Annotated in this window: 17 protein-coding genes; 6 read left to right on the top strand and 11 right to left on the bottom strand. The window is 60.9% G+C overall.

From position 1 onward, the window contains the following. Window positions 1–84: 84 nt before the first annotated feature. The 3 genes from ssuD to AC1DTN_RS19545 form a co-directional block, all read right to left on the bottom strand. The gene (gene ssuD / locus AC1DTN_RS19555) at window positions 85–1,260 is read right to left on the bottom strand and encodes an FMNH2-dependent alkanesulfonate monooxygenase (RefSeq protein ID WP_477922193.1); all 1,176 of its coding nucleotides are present in this window, start codon (window positions 1,258–1,260) and stop codon (window positions 85–87) included. Window positions 1,261–1,325: 65 nt separating this feature from the next. After that, window positions 1,326–2,291: an aliphatic sulfonate ABC transporter substrate-binding protein gene (locus AC1DTN_RS19550; protein WP_113321591.1), complete on the bottom strand. Its 966-nt coding sequence runs from the start codon at window positions 2,289–2,291 to the stop codon at window positions 1,326–1,328. 326 nt (window positions 2,292–2,617) lie between these two features. After that, window positions 2,618–3,583, bottom strand: coding sequence for an aliphatic sulfonate ABC transporter substrate-binding protein (locus tag AC1DTN_RS19545; protein ID WP_477922190.1), 966 nt, complete (start codon window positions 3,581–3,583; stop codon window positions 2,618–2,620). 267 nt (window positions 3,584–3,850) lie between these two features. Here AC1DTN_RS19545 and AC1DTN_RS19540 point away from each other — a divergent pair, with 267 nt between their 5' ends. Together AC1DTN_RS19540 and AC1DTN_RS19535 are read left to right on the top strand one after the other, a co-directional pair. Continuing rightward, window positions 3,851–4,720 carry an NAD(P)-dependent oxidoreductase gene (locus AC1DTN_RS19540; RefSeq protein ID WP_439015204.1) on the top strand — a complete coding sequence of 290 codons (870 nt, stop codon included), beginning with the start codon at window positions 3,851–3,853 and terminating at the stop codon, window positions 4,718–4,720. Between the two features lie 13 nt (window positions 4,721–4,733). After that, on the top strand, window positions 4,734–5,417 hold the full coding sequence (locus AC1DTN_RS19535) for a DNA alkylation repair protein (protein WP_477922188.1): 684 nt from the start codon (window positions 4,734–4,736) through the stop codon (window positions 5,415–5,417). 67 nt (window positions 5,418–5,484) lie between these two features. Here AC1DTN_RS19535 and AC1DTN_RS19530 read toward each other — a convergent pair whose 3' ends face one another. The 5 genes from AC1DTN_RS19530 to AC1DTN_RS19510 all read right to left on the bottom strand — a co-directional run bounded on the left by AC1DTN_RS19530 (window position 5,485) and on the right by AC1DTN_RS19510 (window position 10,508). Beyond that, the gene (locus tag AC1DTN_RS19530; protein ID WP_113321587.1) at window positions 5,485–6,417 is read right to left on the bottom strand and encodes a LysR substrate-binding domain-containing protein; all 933 of its coding nucleotides are present in this window, start codon (window positions 6,415–6,417) and stop codon (window positions 5,485–5,487) included. A gap of 442 nt (window positions 6,418–6,859) precedes the next feature. Next, window positions 6,860–7,897, bottom strand: a complete 1,038-nt coding sequence (locus AC1DTN_RS19525) for a porin (RefSeq protein ID WP_183884997.1) — start codon at window positions 7,895–7,897, stop codon at window positions 6,860–6,862. Between the two features lie 865 nt (window positions 7,898–8,762). Next, window positions 8,763–9,251 carry an Lrp/AsnC family transcriptional regulator gene (locus AC1DTN_RS19520; RefSeq protein WP_007816294.1) on the bottom strand — a complete coding sequence of 163 codons (489 nt, stop codon included), beginning with the start codon at window positions 9,249–9,251 and terminating at the stop codon, window positions 8,763–8,765. Between the two features lie 70 nt (window positions 9,252–9,321). Then, entirely contained in the window at window positions 9,322–9,963 is a 642-nt protein-coding gene (locus tag AC1DTN_RS19515; protein ID WP_477922282.1) for a uracil-DNA glycosylase family protein, read from the bottom strand. After that, a complete protein-coding gene (locus AC1DTN_RS19510; RefSeq protein ID WP_477922186.1) occupies window positions 9,963–10,508 on the bottom strand; it encodes a thermonuclease family protein in 546 nt (181 codons plus the stop codon). Before AC1DTN_RS19510 ends, AC1DTN_RS19515 begins: the two co-directional genes overlap by 1 nt. Window positions 10,509–10,614: 106 nt before the next feature. On the opposite strand from AC1DTN_RS19510, the gene AC1DTN_RS19505 reads away from it, so the two are divergent. Next, entirely contained in the window at window positions 10,615–12,150 is a 1,536-nt protein-coding gene (locus AC1DTN_RS19505) for a sensor histidine kinase (RefSeq protein WP_477922280.1), read from the top strand. A gap of 14 nt (window positions 12,151–12,164) precedes the next feature. Here the strand turns inward: AC1DTN_RS19505 and AC1DTN_RS19500 are convergent, their stop codons facing one another. Next, complete coding sequence (locus AC1DTN_RS19500; RefSeq protein WP_442205743.1) at window positions 12,165–12,545, bottom strand: diacylglycerol kinase; 381 nt, start codon at window positions 12,543–12,545, stop codon at window positions 12,165–12,167. Window positions 12,546–12,669: 124 nt separating this feature from the next. Then, a complete protein-coding gene (gene cobT, locus AC1DTN_RS19495; protein WP_183734779.1) occupies window positions 12,670–13,686 on the bottom strand; it encodes a nicotinate-nucleotide--dimethylbenzimidazole phosphoribosyltransferase in 1,017 nt (338 codons plus the stop codon). 174 nt (window positions 13,687–13,860) lie between these two features. On the opposite strand from cobT, the gene AC1DTN_RS19490 reads away from it, so the two are divergent. From AC1DTN_RS19490 to AC1DTN_RS19480, 3 genes are read left to right on the top strand one after another with little or no spacing between them, the layout of a single operon-like run. Further along, window positions 13,861–14,640: an adenosylcobinamide-GDP ribazoletransferase gene (locus AC1DTN_RS19490; RefSeq protein WP_442205741.1), complete on the top strand. Its 780-nt coding sequence runs from the start codon at window positions 13,861–13,863 to the stop codon at window positions 14,638–14,640. An 18-nt stretch (window positions 14,641–14,658) separates the two neighbouring features. Beyond that, complete coding sequence (locus tag AC1DTN_RS19485) at window positions 14,659–14,856, top strand: DUF1289 domain-containing protein (protein WP_439015209.1); 198 nt, start codon at window positions 14,659–14,661, stop codon at window positions 14,854–14,856. Next, window positions 14,856–15,554 (top strand): TIGR02281 family clan AA aspartic protease, encoded by a 699-nt coding sequence (locus AC1DTN_RS19480; protein ID WP_405049769.1) that lies wholly within the window; start codon window positions 14,856–14,858, stop codon window positions 15,552–15,554. The genes AC1DTN_RS19485 and AC1DTN_RS19480 overlap by 1 nt, the downstream gene beginning before the upstream one ends. Here the strand turns inward: AC1DTN_RS19480 and AC1DTN_RS19475 are convergent. Beyond that, window positions 15,551–16,540, bottom strand: coding sequence for an aldo/keto reductase (locus AC1DTN_RS19475; RefSeq protein WP_477922183.1), 990 nt, complete (start codon window positions 16,538–16,540; stop codon window positions 15,551–15,553). The two genes, AC1DTN_RS19480 and AC1DTN_RS19475, sit on opposite strands and share 4 nt — an antisense overlap. Window positions 16,541–16,657: the final 117 nt, after the last annotated feature.

Genomic DNA, 16,657 nt, shown 5'->3' with positions numbered 1-16,657 from the left:
TTCCTCGCGCTTCGGTTCTGAACAATTCCGGCAAAGCTGTGCGGGGCTTCGTGTCCGGAACTGCGTTGGGAAAAGCGGCCCCTATCAGGAGCCGGAAACGACCTTCAGGTTGCCGCCATGGCTACCGCCGGCAAAAACCTTCTTGCGGCCGAACTCGTTGTTGAAGCTCAGGCGCTGTTCGTCCCTGCTGATGCCGAGTTCCGGGAAGAGCAGTTCGGCGACGCGATAGGCCTCTTCCAGGTGCGGATAGCCGGAGCCGATGACCGTATCGATGCCAACGTCCTGATATTCCCTGAGACGAGCAGCCACCGTTTTCGGTGAGCCGACGAGCGCAGTACCCGCACCGGCGCGCACCAGGCCGATACCGGCCCAGAGGTTCGGTGACACTTCAAGCTTGTCGCGGCGCCCGCCATGGAGGGCTGCCATGCGCTTCTGGCCGACGGAGTCGGATTCCTTGACGAAACGCTCCTGCGCTTCGGCGATCGTCTCGTCATCGAGATGGCGGATCAGGCGGTCAGCGGCTTCCCATGCCTCTTCGTCCGTCTCGCGAACGATGAAGTGCAGGCGGATGCCGAAGGAGACGTCGCGGCCCTTGCCGGCAGCGGCAGCGCGCACCTTCTGAACCTTTTCGGCAACCTGTGCCGGCGGTTCACCCCAGGTCAGGTACTTGTCGACGCGGCCGACGGCGAAATCGATGCCGGCATCCGAAGAACCGCCGAAATAGAGCGGCGGGCGCGGCGACTGCACCGAGGGGAAGCCGAGGCGGGCATCGGTCGCCTTGATGTACTTGCCGTCATAGCTGGCGACACCCTTTTCGAGCAGTTCTTCGAAGACATGAAAGAACTCGTCGGCATGGGCGTAGCGCTCGTCGTGCTCCAGATGGATGCCGTCGCCGGCAAGCTCGGCGGGGCTGCCACCAACGACGATATTGAGCAGCAGGCGGCCGTTGGAGATGCGGTCGAGCGTGGTGGCAAGGCGGGCATAATAGGCGGGTGACGCAGTACCCGGGCGGATCGCCACCAGGAACTGCAGCTTCTCGGTCTGCGCTGCCAGCGCCGAGGCCATGACGAAGGATTCCTCGCAGGCGACACCGGTCGGCAGCAGCACGCCGGAATAGCCGAGACGGTCGACCGCCTGGGCGATTTGCGTCAGATAGCCGATCTCCGGTGCGCGGTTGAGATCGGTGGAACCGAGATAGGTGCCGTCACCTGAAGTCGGGATGAACCAGAGGAAATTGATCGGGTCGGATGAAGCGGTCATGAGCGCATTCCTTTCTTATAACTGTCTGAAATCGGCGGTGCGGCTGTCAGCTCGCCCGGCGGCTGTCAGCTCGCCTTCGGGTGCCAGACGATATCGCTGACCTTGAGCTGCTTCGGCACGATCTTGAGCTTGTAGAAATCATCGGCGAGCGCCTGCTGATAGGTGAGCGCGGCATCCGGCACGAGAGAGATCTTGCCGAGGTCGGCCTGGCTGCGGGTGAGCGTGACGCGGGTGATATCGGCGGGTACGCCGGTGATCTGGGCCAGCGCCTTCACCGTGTCGTCAAGATTGGCCTGGGCGGCCGCGCCGACCTTGGCGAGCTCGTCGATCACATCGACGATCACTTCAGGATTGGCGCCGGTAAAGGTACCGTTGCCGAGGAAATAGCCCCAGTTGTCGAGCAGGCCTTCGGAGGTCGTCAGCACCCGCGTCTGCGGATCGGCTTCGGCCACCGCAAAGAACGGGTCCCAGATCGCCCAGGCATCGATGCTGCCGGTCTTGAAGGCCGCTCCCGCATCCGGCGGCGGCAGATCGACTTCGGTAATATCGGCAAGCGAAAGCCCGGCCTTGGCGAGCACCTTGAGCGCAAAATTATGAGCGCTGGAGCCACGCTTATACGCAATTTTCTTACCCTTCAGATCCTCGAGTTTCTGGATAGGCGAATCCTTCTGGACGAGAAGCCCGTGGAAGGCGGCAGGTCCCCGATAGGCGCCGACATAGAGAAGATCGCCACCGGCCGCCTGTGCGAAGAGCGGCGGCACATCGCCAGAGACGCCGAAATCCAGTGCGCCGGCGCCGACAGCCTCGAGCAGCGGCGGGCCTGACGTGAACTCATTCCACTCGACGCTGACGCCCTTGGCCTCAAGCCGCTTTTCCAGCGCGCCCGAGGCCTTGGCGAGTGGCAGCACGCCGAACTTCTGCCAGCCGATGCGAAGCGTCGTGGCCGCAGCCTTTGCGGAGCGAACCTGCGGCAGGATGGTGGCGGCGGCCGCAGCGCCGAAAAGGCCGAGCGTCTGTCTGCGAGTGAACATGAAATCTCTTCTCCGTTCTGGTGGCTTTCGGCCGTTCCCTGCTGCGAACCAATGTCGCGAACCGGTCGCGCCTGATCATGCGGAGATACTGACATAGACGACCAATTAGATCGACAATATCAATTTGCTATTCTAACTCGGTCAGGAGAATAATTTTCCCCGGTTCCGCGGCATGGGTACGCTCCCATGCCGCGGTCGCAGGACCCTGCCCCAGCGCCCACTCCAAACTGCAGGAGAGATCCTCCGTCCGGCGGCTATCAGATCGCCCGGGTGCTGACGAAGTCAGCTACCTCGGCGGCTGCCTTGGCCAGCTCGCCCGGCGGCTATCAGCTCGCCTTCGGGCGCCAGACGATATCGGCGGTGGTCAGCTTCTTCGGCACGATACCAAGATTGTAGAACTCGTCGGCCAGCGCCTGCTGATAGGCCGCTGCCGCATCGCTCACCGTCGTCACGCTGCCGAGATCGGCGCCGGGGCGCTGCAGCGTCACCCGCGTCACTTCGGCGGGAACACCTGTTATTTCCGAAAGCTCCTTGACCGTCGCATCGAGATTGTCCTGCGCCGAGCGGCCGACCTTGGCGAGCTCGTCCAGCACGTTGACGATGACCGTGCCGTTCTCGTCGGTGAAATCCTTGTTGGCGAGGAAGAAGCTGTAGGAATCGACGATACCTTCCGCCGTCGTCAGGATGCGCGTATCGGGATCGGCTTCCGCGATGGCGAGATAGGGATCCCAGATCGACCAGGCATCGATGCTGCCATTCTTGAAGGCCGCTGCCGCATCCGGCGGCGCGAGATCGATCTGCTGCACATCTTGCGGCGCCAGCCCCGCCTTACGCAAGGCTTTGACCGTTACGTTATGAGCGCTTGAACCGCGCTTGAAGGCAACCTTCCTGCCCTTTAGGTCTTCCAGCGTCTTGATCGGCGAATCCTTGCGAACGAGGATGGCCGAGCCCGCCGGGCTGCCGCGATAGATGCCGACATAATAGAGCGCACCGCCTGCCGCCTGCGCAAAGAGCGGCGGCACGTCACCCGTCGCGCCAAAATCGAGTGCGCCGGCGCCGAGCGCTTCGAGCAGCGGCGGACCGGAGGTGAATTCCGACCAGCTCACAGTAATCCCCTGATCGGCAAGCCGCTTTTCCAAGGCGCCGCGACGCTTGGCGAGTGCCAGCACGCCGTTCTTCTGCCAGCCGATGCGAAATTCCGTTGCTGCGGCACGGGCCGGCTTGACGGACGGCAGAATGGCCGTGGCGGCTGCGGCTCCGAAAAGCCCGAGCGTCTGTCGACGTGTGATCATCGCTATCCCCTATTTCTGGCAGGCCCGCGCTCCTGCTGCGCTGGCCGGTCCGTTTCGATAGATTGATGATGATTTAGTCTATAAATTAGATCGACAAAGAAATTTATCATATTCGTGATATCTGAAACTTTCCCGACCCCGTTTTGTCAGGCTCGGAGAAATTTTGTTCCAAGGTAGGGCCTTCTAACCCGTCCTCTTGGCTTTCCGCCGCCCCCCGTTTCCGCTAATTCTCGAAACCAGTTTGCAAGCGGTCATGGAGAACAGCATATGGCGAAAGTCGCTTTCATCGGTCTCGGCGTCATGGGTTTCCCGATGGCGGGACATCTGAAGACAAAGGGCGGCCACGATGTCACCGTCTACAACCGCACGGCCGAAAAAGCCGCCGCCTGGGCGGAAAAGTTCTCGGGCAAGTCCGCCCCTACCCCTGCGGAAGCCGCCGACGGCTGCGATTTCGTCTTCGTCTGCGTCGGCAATGACGACGATCTCCGCCAGGTGACTACAGGTGAAAACGGCGTGCTGAAGACCATGAAGCGCGGCGCGGTGCTGATCGACAACACCACGGCCAGCGCCGAAGTCGCCCGCGAACTCTATGAAGCCGCCAAGGCAAAGGGCGTCGATTTCATCGACGCTCCCGTCTCCGGCGGTCAGGCGGGTGCTGAGAATGGCGTGCTGACCGTCATGTGCGGCGGCGACGAGGCCGTCTTCGAAAAGGCAAAACCTGTTATCGACGCCTATGCCCGCATGGTCGGCCTGATGGGGCCAGCCGGCTCCGGCCAACTGACCAAGATGATGAACCAGATCTGCATCGCCGGCATCGTCCAGGGCCTTGCCGAAGCCGTGCATTTCGGCAAGCGCGCCGGTCTCGATATCGAAAAGGTGGTCGACGTCATCTCCAAGGGGGCGGCCGGCTCCTGGCAGATGGAAAACCGTCACAAGACCATGAACCAGGGCAAATACGATTTCGGCTTTGCCGTCGACTGGATGCGCAAGGATCTCGGCATTGTGCTGACCGAAGCTCGCAACAATGGCGCCAAGCTGCCGCTGACGGCCCTCGTCGACCAGTTCTACGGCGATGTCCAGGCGCTCGGCGGTAACAGGTGGGATACGTCTTCTCTGCTCGCGCGCCTCGAAAAATGACCAAGCCCCATCAATGATCTCCCCATCTTCGAGTGCAGCAGAACTGATCGCGCATCTTCAGACGCTGCGCTCTGAAGACAATATCGCCGGCATGGCGCGTTTCGGCATCGTTACCGAGACGGCCATCGGCATTTCCAATCCTGATCTGCAGAGGATCGCCCGGCTCGCAAAGAAGGATCACACCAGAGCGAAAGCGCTCTGGGCAAGCGGCATCCGCGAAGCGCGTTTGCTGGCGCTCTACACGTTCGATCCGAAAAGTCTTACGGAAGCCGAGGCCTGCATACTTGCCGCCGACTTCAACTCCTGGGAAATCGTCGATTGCGCCGCCGATCTCTTCACCGAGGCGAAACTCGACGCACTGATCCCGGACTTTGCCGCCGATGAGCGTGAATTCGTCAGGCGAACCGCCTTCGCCATGATCGCCGGTGCGGCCGTACACCGGAAAAAGGACCCGGATGAAAGTCTGCTTGCCTACCTGCCGCTGATCGAAGCGCATTCCACCGATAACAGAAACTTCGTCCGCAAGGCTGCCAACTGGGCACTCCGCAACATCGGCAAGCGCAGCCGCGCCTGCCATGGTCAGGCGCTCGCCCTCGCCGAACGCCTCGCCGCAAGCATGGACAAGACGGCTCGATGGATCGGCAAGGACGCGGTCCGGGAACTGACGAGCGAAAAGCTGTTGGCGCGGCTCGGCTAAAGCGCCCGGAGCAATTTCAGCAAAATTGTGCCGCGGTTTCGCAATAACACCTGCATGGAACAGAGCTTTACTGTGCTGCGATCGCAGCCCCTGTCGTAACGATCTGATGCTGCTTGGATTTCTCGACGAGGAAATCGATCAGCGCCCGCACCGCCGGCGGCATGCCCTTGGTTGTCGTGAAGACCAGATAGAACTGGCTCTCCACCGTCTGCCACTCCGGCAGCACGCGAACCAGCCGGCCGGACTGGAGATCCGACGCGCAGGCATTTTCCAGGATGAGACCGTAGCCCACACCTGCCCGAGCAGCATCGAGGATAGCCGTCATGCTGCGGCAGGTGAGCCGCGGTTGATGGCGTACGACCTTCTTCTCGCCATCAGGCCCAACCAGCTCCCAGGTGTGGAAGGACATCCAGGTGGTCATGGCAAGCGTCGGCGCATTGCCGAGGTCGTCAACGCCGCCGAGTTCGCCCATGCGCTCGACGAGCGAGGGGCTGGCGACCAGGATGCGCCGTGCCCGGTCGAGCTTGCGCATCATCAGGCTCGTCTGTGTTTCCGGCTCGCTCGCCGCGCGGACTTCGACGTCGATGCGCTCGTTGATGAGGTCCGTGCGCCGGTCGGAACCGATGATCTGCAGCTTGATCTTGGGGTAGCGCTCCAGGAATTCCGGCAGCACGGCTCCGAGTGAAATATCGATGAGACCGAGCGGGCAGCCCATGCGCACGATCCCCTGCGGATCGGACTGGGCCTCCGTGACGATTGACTTGGCGCGATCGGCTTCTCTCAGAATCGTCTGGCATTGCTCATAGAAGGCCTGCCCGATCTCCGTCACCCGGAAGTGACGTGTGGAGCGCTCGATCAGCCTGGCGCCGAGGCAATCCTCCAGACGGCTGACGCGCCTGCTCAACTTGGAGCGGGGTATTTTCAATGTTCGACTTGCGGATGCAAAACCACCGCTGGAGACGACGGCAGCAAAATAGAAGTAGTCGTTAAGATCGTCCATTATCGAAACCTACCCGAGAGTAGTAGTGAATGCCAGCCTCTGAAATGCTTATAGCGCCTCACCTGTCACGTTACAGTCACATTATTGGCATCGATTCCCGAGGAATAGAACCTGTCCAGACGCGTAGTTCATCGGATGAATTTTTTCAACCAAAAGGTGCATATCGCGCAACAAAATAGGGCGCGATTGATCAAGGGCAGCGAATACACTGATAGTTTTTAAATGTGCTCGACGTCGGGAAAAATCCGGAGGAAAGCCTTCCGGCAAGATGAAACAGGTAAGCGTGGCGGCGCTCCTGGCTTCATAACGACTTTAACTGCAAAGGACTGGCCCAGCAGGGAAAACCGGACCAGTCCCTCGTTACTGATCGGAGGTCATTCTGATCAGAAACTCGTGGGGTTAGGAGACCCCCGGCGCAAGGCCGGGGGTTCCGTCGCTCAGATTAGAACGAGCGCTGCAGACGGAAGTAGCCGGTCGTGACGTCGTCGCCATCTTCCGGATCCAGGTACTGGACGGAAGCCTTGGCGTAGAAGTTGTCGACGATCTGGTAGTCGACCGTCAGACCGGCCTTCCAAGCATCGCCGAGACCGTCGAAGTCATCCGGAACAGCCTTGCTGCCGCCGAAGTAGTTGCCGTAGTACTGAACACCAGGGGTGATCTTCAGCTTGTCCGTTGCCTTGATGGCGTATTCGGCAGCAACTGCCCATTCAGCAGACGAGTAGTAGGAGTTCGGGCCGCTGGAGTAGACAGCAGCGAGGCCGAGCGTGCCCGGACCAATTTCAGCCGTACCCATTGCGCGGATTGCGCCGTCTTCGTTGTCGAAGTCCCAGCCGCCAGTAACCTGGTAGCTGAAGGCGCCAGCCGTGCCGCCGATGCCGAAGGCAACGCCGACATTGTTCGGAGCTTCGTCAGCCTTGAAGACGCCGTCTTCCAGTTCGTCAACGCTGAGGCCAGCGTAGAAGGAACCGGTTTCGTACTGATAACGGATGGAGTTATGCAGCGTTACGACAGAACCGATATCGTCCGTTTCGCCGGAGAGACCATCGTCCCACCAGGAGTAGAAGAGACCAGCGCGGAAGCCCGCGACGTCGAGGTAAGCGGAGTCAAGGATCGTTTCCTGGCTGGATGCGTTGTCAGCATTGGCCTGGAGAACGATCACGCCGGTGAGCGGACCGTATTCGGTGTCGCTCTTGGCCGTGAACTGAACCTGACCACGGGTTACAGCATCCCAGCTCGAGTCGTTGGTGGAGCTGTCGCCGCCGGCGTTCGGGCCGACGTTAACCTGGAAACGAATGTAGCCTTCGATCTTCAGGCAGGTTTCCGTGCCCGGGATGTAGAAGTAGCCGGTGCCGTAAGCGTCGCAGACGCGAACGTACTCAACCGGCTCCGGCTCGGCAGCAACGATTGCGTCTGCTGCGAGTACCGGGGTCGATGCAGCAAATGCTGCTGCCGACGCAAGCAATACCATCTTGATGTTCATTGTAGAATTCCACTCCTTTGTCGATCGGGGCTTTACCCTGTCTCCGAAGATCCAAAGCCGACCCGTTTGAACAGCCTCACGGCGTGCGGATCGATCGAACCGCCGAACGTTCATCCCACAGACATCTGACTGTAGCAATTCGTGAAGGGCGCCAACCCGCAGCCTGAGCATGCTTTCTGCACCAAGCGTGGTTTTTATACAACAATTTCAAGTGGATAAATAGCTAACGCACAAATGCCGCCGCGGTAACCAGTGGCTACCGCAAGCGGCTGAAATGCTCCTCCCAAGGCACCGCAAAAATGGAGCAGAGCTCGAACGTTTTCGCGAAGCAACCGAACTGTAGCGCCGGCTAAGGACTATATAAAGATGGGAGATTAGGACATAGTGTCCTGAAATCGAACCTAATGGTGCAGAAAGCGACCATCAATCGATTTGAGGCCTACTTTTTGTTGCAGAAGCAACCATAGGCACGCATTTTTGGCGTCGCTTAAACGTTTCGCCAACAACATAAAAAATCGTGCAAAGCGCGATATTGCGCTGCACGGACATTATAAAAGTGTTCCAGATACCCCCGGACCACCCTTCTGAATCGACACCCGTGCCTCCCAACGCCTGGGCCAATTCATGGCTTGTGTGGCTTCGCATAGTTCCATGACAGGAAGATTACAATTTGGAAAGGTTTCGCCTCGCCGTCAAGTGGCTGGTGTTCGACGAACACCCTCAGAAGTCACAGATGAACTCCTGATTCTCCCCGCCCAGCTTGCCTGAGCAGTCTCCAGAGGAGCTTCTGCTTCCTCGCCGGCGGGCGCGATTCGTTCGCGCCCGCCTTAAATCGTATGCGCTGTCTTGAAAGCGCCTGCCCGACTCAGTCCTCGTTGGACTTGGCGTTTTCGAGGAGCATGTAGTCGAGCGGCAGCTGCGTCGAATACTTGATCTGCTCCATCGCGAAGGCGGATGAGACGTCGCGAATCTCGATCTTGGCGATCATCCGCTTGTAGAAGGCGTCATAGGCGGCGATATCGGGCACGACGACGCGCAGCAGATAGTCTACATCACCGCTCATGCGGTAGAATTCGACCACTTCGGGGAATTCCGCCACGACCTCGGAGAAACGGCGCAGCCACTCGATGGAATGGGTTGCAGTGCGGATCGACACGAAGACCGTAACCTTGGTGTTGACCTTTTCGGGATCGAGGATCGCCACCCGGCGCTTGATGACACCGTCTTCCTCCATCTTCTGGATACGCCGCCAGCATGGCGTCGTCGAAAGCCCGACCTTTTTGGCGAGGTCGGCAACGGCGAGCGTCGAATCTTCCTGGAGCAGGCGCAGTATCTTTCGGTCGAGGCGATCCATGCGAAACTAAGTCCTTTTCGAATTATTTTCTTTGTATAGCGCGATTCCGGCCGACGAAAAGAATTTTGTTTCAGAAGGCAAGCATTTTGATTCGCCGGCGCAGCTCGGGAAGCAGTTCTTCTTCGAACCACTGGTGCCGCTTGATCCAGCCGGTATTGCGCCAACTCGGATGCGGCAACGGAAGAATCAAGGGCTTGCCCGGCGCTGCTAGGCTGTCATGCCATGCCCGCACCGTCTCGGTCATGTTCTCGCGCCTCATGGCTCCCATATGCCAGGCCTGCGCATAACCGCCGACGGCAAGCACCAGCTCGATCTGCGGCATGGCCGAAAGCACGCGATCCCGCCAGATCGGCGCGCATTCACGCCGCGGCGGCAGGTCGCTGCCTTTGGCATCATAGCCGGGAAAACAGAAGCCCATCGGCACGATCGCGAATCGATCCCGGTCGTAGAAGGTCGGCCGGTCCACCTGCAGCCACTGCCGCAGCCGGTCGCCAGAAGCATCGTCGAATGGCAGACCGCTTTCATTCACGCGCAGCCCCGGCGCCTGGCCCGCGATCAGCACACGGGCGCGCGACGAGAGCACGGCAACCGGCCGCGGCTCGTGCGGCAGTTGATCCTCGATGCCGCGCAGCGGCGCATCGCGACAGATCCGGCAGGCGGCAATCTCGGCGCGCAGCCCATCCAGTCGGTCCTCGCTCAACGCACTATTCATTACCATCCCGTCCATCCGCCGATTAGCCGCCTCAGGCCGGAGCTTTCATGCCGGGCCTGATCCCTGACATCGCGCGGCATTTCGAAATGGCCGGCCCAGAGCCCTAGCTTTTGCGCCCTCGCCTGCCCTTCCTCGTGCTGATAGCCGCCGTAGGAAACCGCCATCCCGGAAGCCACCATGCGCGCATTAATATTGCCGGCACTATTTCGGCAAGTGACCAGCAGTCGGTCGTAGCGATCGCGCTCGTTTCCGCCGCATTGCGTAGCGTTGTCCGAAACCAGCTGCTGCAGCGCCTGTTGCGCCTGCCTGCCGCAGGCCCAGCCCTGCTCCAGCCGCTCGCAAGTCTGCGACAGTTCTGGTGCATCGATACCCTTCAGGCGCATGCGCTCGCCATTGAGAACGAGGCTATCGCCATCAGCGGCGTGAAAAGGGCCCTGGTGCTGGATGTCGGGCCCGTCGTTGAGCTTGGCCGCAATTAATGCAACGAGAACAAGAAAAGCGAGGGCGGTTGCACCGTCTCGGGTCAACACCAGAAGCCGTGCCACGCTTTTGCCTCCTTGCAAAACAAACCCTTGGCAAAGATGGCAAACATCTTCTTAAGACTTTCCGGTTAAGCTCTTATTCATCTGCGGGACAAATTTCAACGTGCACATGAGTACCGGCGTCAGCACATCAACCGACAAGATCATTGTCGATAAATCGCGCGGCCACCGCAATAAGGCGGTTTCAAAGGCCGTGCGGCAGACGCGTGAACGCCTGCAGTCCGGCCATGCCTCCAGCTCCGCCTTCGATCGTGACGTACTGCAGATGTATATCACTGCCGTGCTGCAGGGCGCGGCGATCATGCCGCTTTTCGTCATCATCGTTGCAGCACTCGGCACCTATTTCACCGAGGATGCGAGCCTGTTCTTCTGGGCGTTGCTGACGCTGACATGCCATGCCGCCAATATTCTTCTCGCCCGCCGCGCCAGGAAGCAGGAAATTACCGCAGAGACCGTACGCCGCTGGCGCAACCTGTTGCTGGCAGGCCAGTTCCTGAGCGGCTGCTGTTGGGCGGTCTTTGCCCTGCAGGACTGTTCGGCCTGCGAACCTTCGAGCTTCACGCTCTATAAGGGTGCTACCCTGCTGATCGCGCTGTCGGTCACGACCATGTCGAATTTCATGCTGACGCGCGCCGTGCTCGTCGGCTTTGCGCCGGCTGTCGTCGCGCTTGCCGCAAAAAGCGGCCTGTCGCGCGATATTTTGGAACTCTCTCTGACCGGCGTCTTCACCATGACGGTGGTCTTCTTCAACTACATCAGCGACCGGCTTTTCCAGTTCAGCCTGAGGATCCTGTCCTTCCAGTCGGAAAAGGATGATCTGATCGCCGAGCTGGAAGTGGCCAAATCCATGTCGGACGAGGCTCGCCGCCGTGCCGAGGAGGCAAACCTCGCCAAGTCGCGCTTCCTCGCCTCCATGTCGCATGAGCTGCGCACGCCGCTGAATGCCATCCTCGGCTTCTCCGAGGTCATGTCGGCGGAGGTCATGGGTCCGCTCGCAAATCCGACCTATAAGGAATATGCCGGCGATATCCATCGCTCCGGCCAGCATCTGCTCGATCTCATCAACGAAATCCTCGATCTCTCGCGCATCGAAGCCGGCAAGTATGAGTTGAGCGAAGAGGCGATTTCTCTGCTCGATATAACAGAGGACTGCATCGGCATGGTGCAACTTCGCGCCCGCGCCAAGAACATCTCCATCCACGATCAGGTCGAGCGCCAGCTTCCGGCGATCTGGGCGGATGAGAAATCCATGCGCCAGGTCGTGCTTAATCTGCTTTCCAATGCGGTGAAATTCACGCCTCAGGGTGGAGAAATCAACGTCAAGGTCGGCTGGACGGCCGGCGGCGGCCAGTACATCTCCATCAGGGACAATGGCCCCGGCATTCCCGAAGACGAAATCCCGGTCGTGCTCTCCGCTTTCGGCCAGGGCTCTATCGCCATCAAGAGCGCCGAACAGGGCACCGGCCTCGGCCTGCCGATCGTCCAGGCGATCCTCGCGAAGCATGACGGCCAATTCATCCTGAAATCCAGGCTGCGCGAAGGCACCGAAGTCATCGCCATCCTACCGGCCAAGCGCGTGCTGCAGAGCATCCCGGCGGTAGAAGAAGCCCAGCCGGTCATCAAGAAGCGCCGCAGCTTCGCCTAGTCTTCCCCCATAAGTTAAAAGAACAGATGCCTGACGACGACGAAGCCGAGATAAAGGCAACAGGCGGCGATCATGCAGGTGACGGCGAAGGAGCCGAGATCCTTCGCATGTTTTCCGACGATCGAAATCTCCGGTGAAATCCGGTCGATCACTTCCTCGACCGCCGTATTCATCGCCTCCATGGAAAACAGCCCGAGGAAAAGCAGCGTCGTGACGACGAATTCCGTGGCATCGGCACCGACGAGAAAAAGCGCAATCAGCGCCACGGCGAAGAAGCCGAGCTCCTGCCGGAAAGCCGCTTCCCTGAAGACCCGCAGGAAGCCAGCCCAGGAATAGCTGGCCGCTGCCACGAAATGGCGAAATCCCGTTTCCTTGGTCACGGCAGGTTTCGTCAAAGGCGCCTCGTTTCCTCCACGCCGGTCTTTTTGCCGACGCTTCCATTCATGAGCGGATACGCAGATACCGTTTCCCCGATCCCAGCGCAAGCAATGCGCTGGTCGGGTTGCGGCTCCGACCGCATCAATGCTTGCCGGAAACGCCGGCCTGACTGAAGGTCGCCATGCCGGAATGGCAGGCCGCAGCCGCCTTGACGATGCCGGCAGCGAGCGCTGCACCCGTGCCCTCGCCAAGCCGCATGCCGAGCGCCAGAAGCGGCGTCTTGCCGAGTTGTTCGATGGCCCGCAGATGGCCCGGCTCGGCAGAAACGTGGCCGATCAGGCAGTGATCGAGCGCGGAAGGGTTGGCCGCCCGCAGGATCGCGCCGGCAGCGGTTGCCGTGTAACCGTCGATCAGCACCGGAATACGCTCCATGCGTGCCGCAAGGATCGCGCCCGCCATCGCCGCAATCTCGCGACCGCCGAGCCGGCGCATGATTTCCAGGGGATCGTCGAGGTGATCGCTGTGCAGTTCCACGGCGCGCTCGACGGCATCGATCTTGCGCTCCAGCATCTCGCCTTCCGAACCGGTGCCGGGGCCGACCCAGTCACGCGCCGTGCCGCCATAAAGCGCATAATTGATGGCAGCCGCGATCGTCGTGTTGCCGATACCCATTTCGCCGATGCAGAGCAGATCCGTGCCACCGGCAATCGCCTCCATGCCAAAGGCCATTGTGGCGGCGCAATCGCGCTCGGTCAGCGCTGCTTCCTGGGTGATGTCGCCGGTCGGATAATCGAGCGCCAGGTCGAAGACCTTGAGCCCCAGATCATAGGCGACGCAGATCTGGTTGATCGCCGCCCCACCGGCGGCGAAATTCTCCACCATCTGCTGGGTCACTTCAGGCGGGAAAGGCGTGATCCCCTGCCGCACGACACCATGATTGCCAGCGAAGATCGCCACCAGCGGCCGGTTGACGGCGGGCGGCTTGCCCGTCCATGCGGCGAGCCAGAAAGCGATCTCTTCCAGTCGTCCAAGCGCGCCTGGCGGCTTCGTCAGCTGCGCGTCGCGTTCGCGGGCGGCGACCAGCGCGCGGGCATCCGGTCCCGGCAGGTCACGAAGAAGGGCGCGAAAATCGTCGAACGGCAGGCCTGAAACGCTCATCTGAATGGCTTTCCTTGTATTCTTGTCTTTTCCCGGCAAATCGGGTTCTTTGCGTGGCGACTCTCTTAAAGCGAGCGGCCCAGGCGAACAATGTGAAAAAGCACACGGCGCCAAAAGCCGCAGGGAGACAAAGACGCTGCGGAGAGGCGGGGGCAGCAGAGAATGATCCCAGGAATGATAAAGGACATCGTGGTCGATGCCGCGCGCGCGGTGGCTTTCTTGAGCCGCATTCCCGTGCCGCCATGGCTCTTTACCGGCTATGACGGCAAGCTTGGCCGGCTGGTCCGTGTCTTCCCCTTGGCCGGGCTCGTCATCGGCGCCCTGCCCGCTCTCGTCTTCCTGCTGATGCTGGCATTTCGCGCCGACCGGCTGATGGCCGCACTGGTAGCGCTCGCTGCGCAGACGATCCTGACCGGCGCGCTGCACGAGGACGGGCTTGCCGATACGGCTGACGGTATCGGCGGCGGCAAATCCCGCGAGCAGAGCCTGCTCATCATGAAGGACAGCCGCATCGGCAGTTACGGCGCGATCGCCCTCATCCTCTCTTTCGCCCTGCGGGCCTCGGCACTTGCCGCCATTGCGCGTGAAGCATCGCCTTTTGCCGCAGCACTTGCCATTCCCGCCGTCGCAGCACTCAGCCGCGGGGCCATTGCCTGGCACTGGCAGCGTCTTCCCGCTGCAAAGCCGGATGGGCTCGCAGCCTCGGCCGGCAGCCCCGCCGAGGTGACGATGCAGATCGCCCTCGTCACCGCGGGCTTTATCACCGCCATCCTCGTCTGGCCGACACTCGGTCTGTTGCCCTTCGTCTCGGCCCTTCTCGCCGCCGGTCTCGCGACGCTTGCCTTCACCTGGTTCATCCGCCGCAGGCTTGGCGGCCACACCGGCGACACGCTCGGCGCCAACCAGCAGATTTGCGAGGTCGCAGGCTTCTGCGCTCTTGCCATGGCCCTCTGAAATCCCGATATATCGCCCATGCGAACACCCTGCATCCGCGTATGCTCCCTGGATCCTCTCACCGGTCTCTGCGCCGGATGCGGCCGCACAACGGATGAGATCGCCGGCTGGATGCGCTTTTCCGATGAAGAACGCGAAACCATCATGGAAGACCTGCCCGCGCGGCTCACGGCACTCGCTCCCGAATCGACCAAACTGCTGGAGGCCATCGGCTGATGCGCCTCATCCTCCTGCTTGCCGTCATTGTCATCGGCCTTGCCGTCCTGCTCCTCAACAATGACCAGAGCCGCATCATGGGCCTCGAAAGCGACGATTTCGGCCGTTTCGTCTACCTGTTGCCAATCGCTCTCATGCTAGCAGCCGGCATCTGGGGCAGCCGCCAGAATATCGGCCAGACCCTGCGCCAGTTGATGATCTGGCTCGTCATCATCCTGGCGCTCGCCACCGCCTACCTCTACCGCCAGGACGCAATGGCCGTCGGCAACCGCCTGCTCGCCGGCCTCGTGCCCGGCCGCGCCGTGGTGGTTACGACGAGCGAAGGCGGGCAGGAAGTCATCGTCCACAAGATGCTGAATGGCCATTTCGAGGCCGAGGTCTCGGTCAACGGCCAGTCGGTACCGATGCTGGTCGATACCGGCGCCAGCATGGTGGCGCTCTCGCATGCCGACGCGCTGCGCATCGGCATCGATCCGAAGCAGCTCACCTATTCCATGACAGTGATGACCGCCAATGGCCGCGCCCGCGCCGCCCCTGTTACTCTTGATCAGGTCGCGATCGGCCCGATCGTGCGCAGCAATGTCGCCGCGTCCGTTGCCGAAGACGGCAGGCTCGACCAGAGCCTGCTCGGCATGAGTTTTCTTGAGACACTCGGCTCCCTGCAGATGCAGACGGATGAGCTCAGGATGCGGGATTAACGGTCAATGGTCGCCATGATCCAGTCCGCATAACGGTTCCCGGATATCGTCCCGGTCACCAGCGCTGCATCAAGCCTCTGCATCTCCTCAGCATCCAGGCGGATAGAGGCAGCAGCAACATTCTCTTCCAGATAGGATCTGCGCTTGGTGCCGGGGATCGGCACGATATCGTCGCCCTTGTGCAGCAGCCAGGCGAGCGCGATCTGTCCGGGCTTCACGGCCTTGCTCGCCGCTATGTCGAAGACGATCTGCGCCGCCTGCATATTGGCATCGTAATTTGCACCTTGGTAACGCGGATCGATCCGCCGCGTATCGCCTTCCGGATAGTCCTCTGCCCGCTTCACGCCACCGGCGAGGAAACCGCGTCCCAGAGGGCAGAACGGCACAAGACCGATCCCAAGCTCGCGCAGAACCGGAATGATCTCAGGCTCCAGATTCCGCTCCCAGAGCGAATATTCGCTTTGCAACGCCGAAACAGGATGGACGGCATGGGCGCGACGAAGATTGGCGATACCGACCTCCGAAAGCCCGAAGAAGCGCACCTTGCCCGCAATGACCAGATCCCTGACCGTGCCGGCCACGTCCTCGATCGGCACGCTCCTGTCGAGGCGGTGCTGGTAAAGCAGGTCGATATGATCGGTCTGTAGCCGGCTGAGGCAGCCCTCGACAACCCGGATGATGTTCTCCGGCCTGCTATCTGTGCCGACGATCCTGTCGCCGTCGAAGCGTGAGCCGAATTTGGTCGCGATCACCACCTTCTCGCGCCGATCCCTGAACGCCTTGCCAAGAAGAGCCTCGTTCTTGAATGGGCCGTAGTTTTCGGCCGTGTCGAAGAAATCGCAACCAAGCTCGATGGCGCGGTGCAGGGTCGCGATCGATTCCGCCTCGTCGGCTGGCCCGTAGGATTGGCTCATGCCCATGCAACCGAGGCCGATTGCTCCGACTTCCAGTCCCTGACTGCCAAGTTTTCGTCTGCTCAATGTCATGAAACCTCTCTCTCGATGCGATGTCTGTGCGAAACCGTCAATCGACGGCATGCCAAGCTAAGGCGACCCGCCCGGATTATGAATGCTTCAACGTGCGAATTACTTGCGCGATAGTAC

The sequence above is a fragment of the Rhizobium sp. 01T444 genome (assembly GCF_056398305.1).
This window is presented reverse-complemented; position numbering and strand designations above follow the sequence as displayed.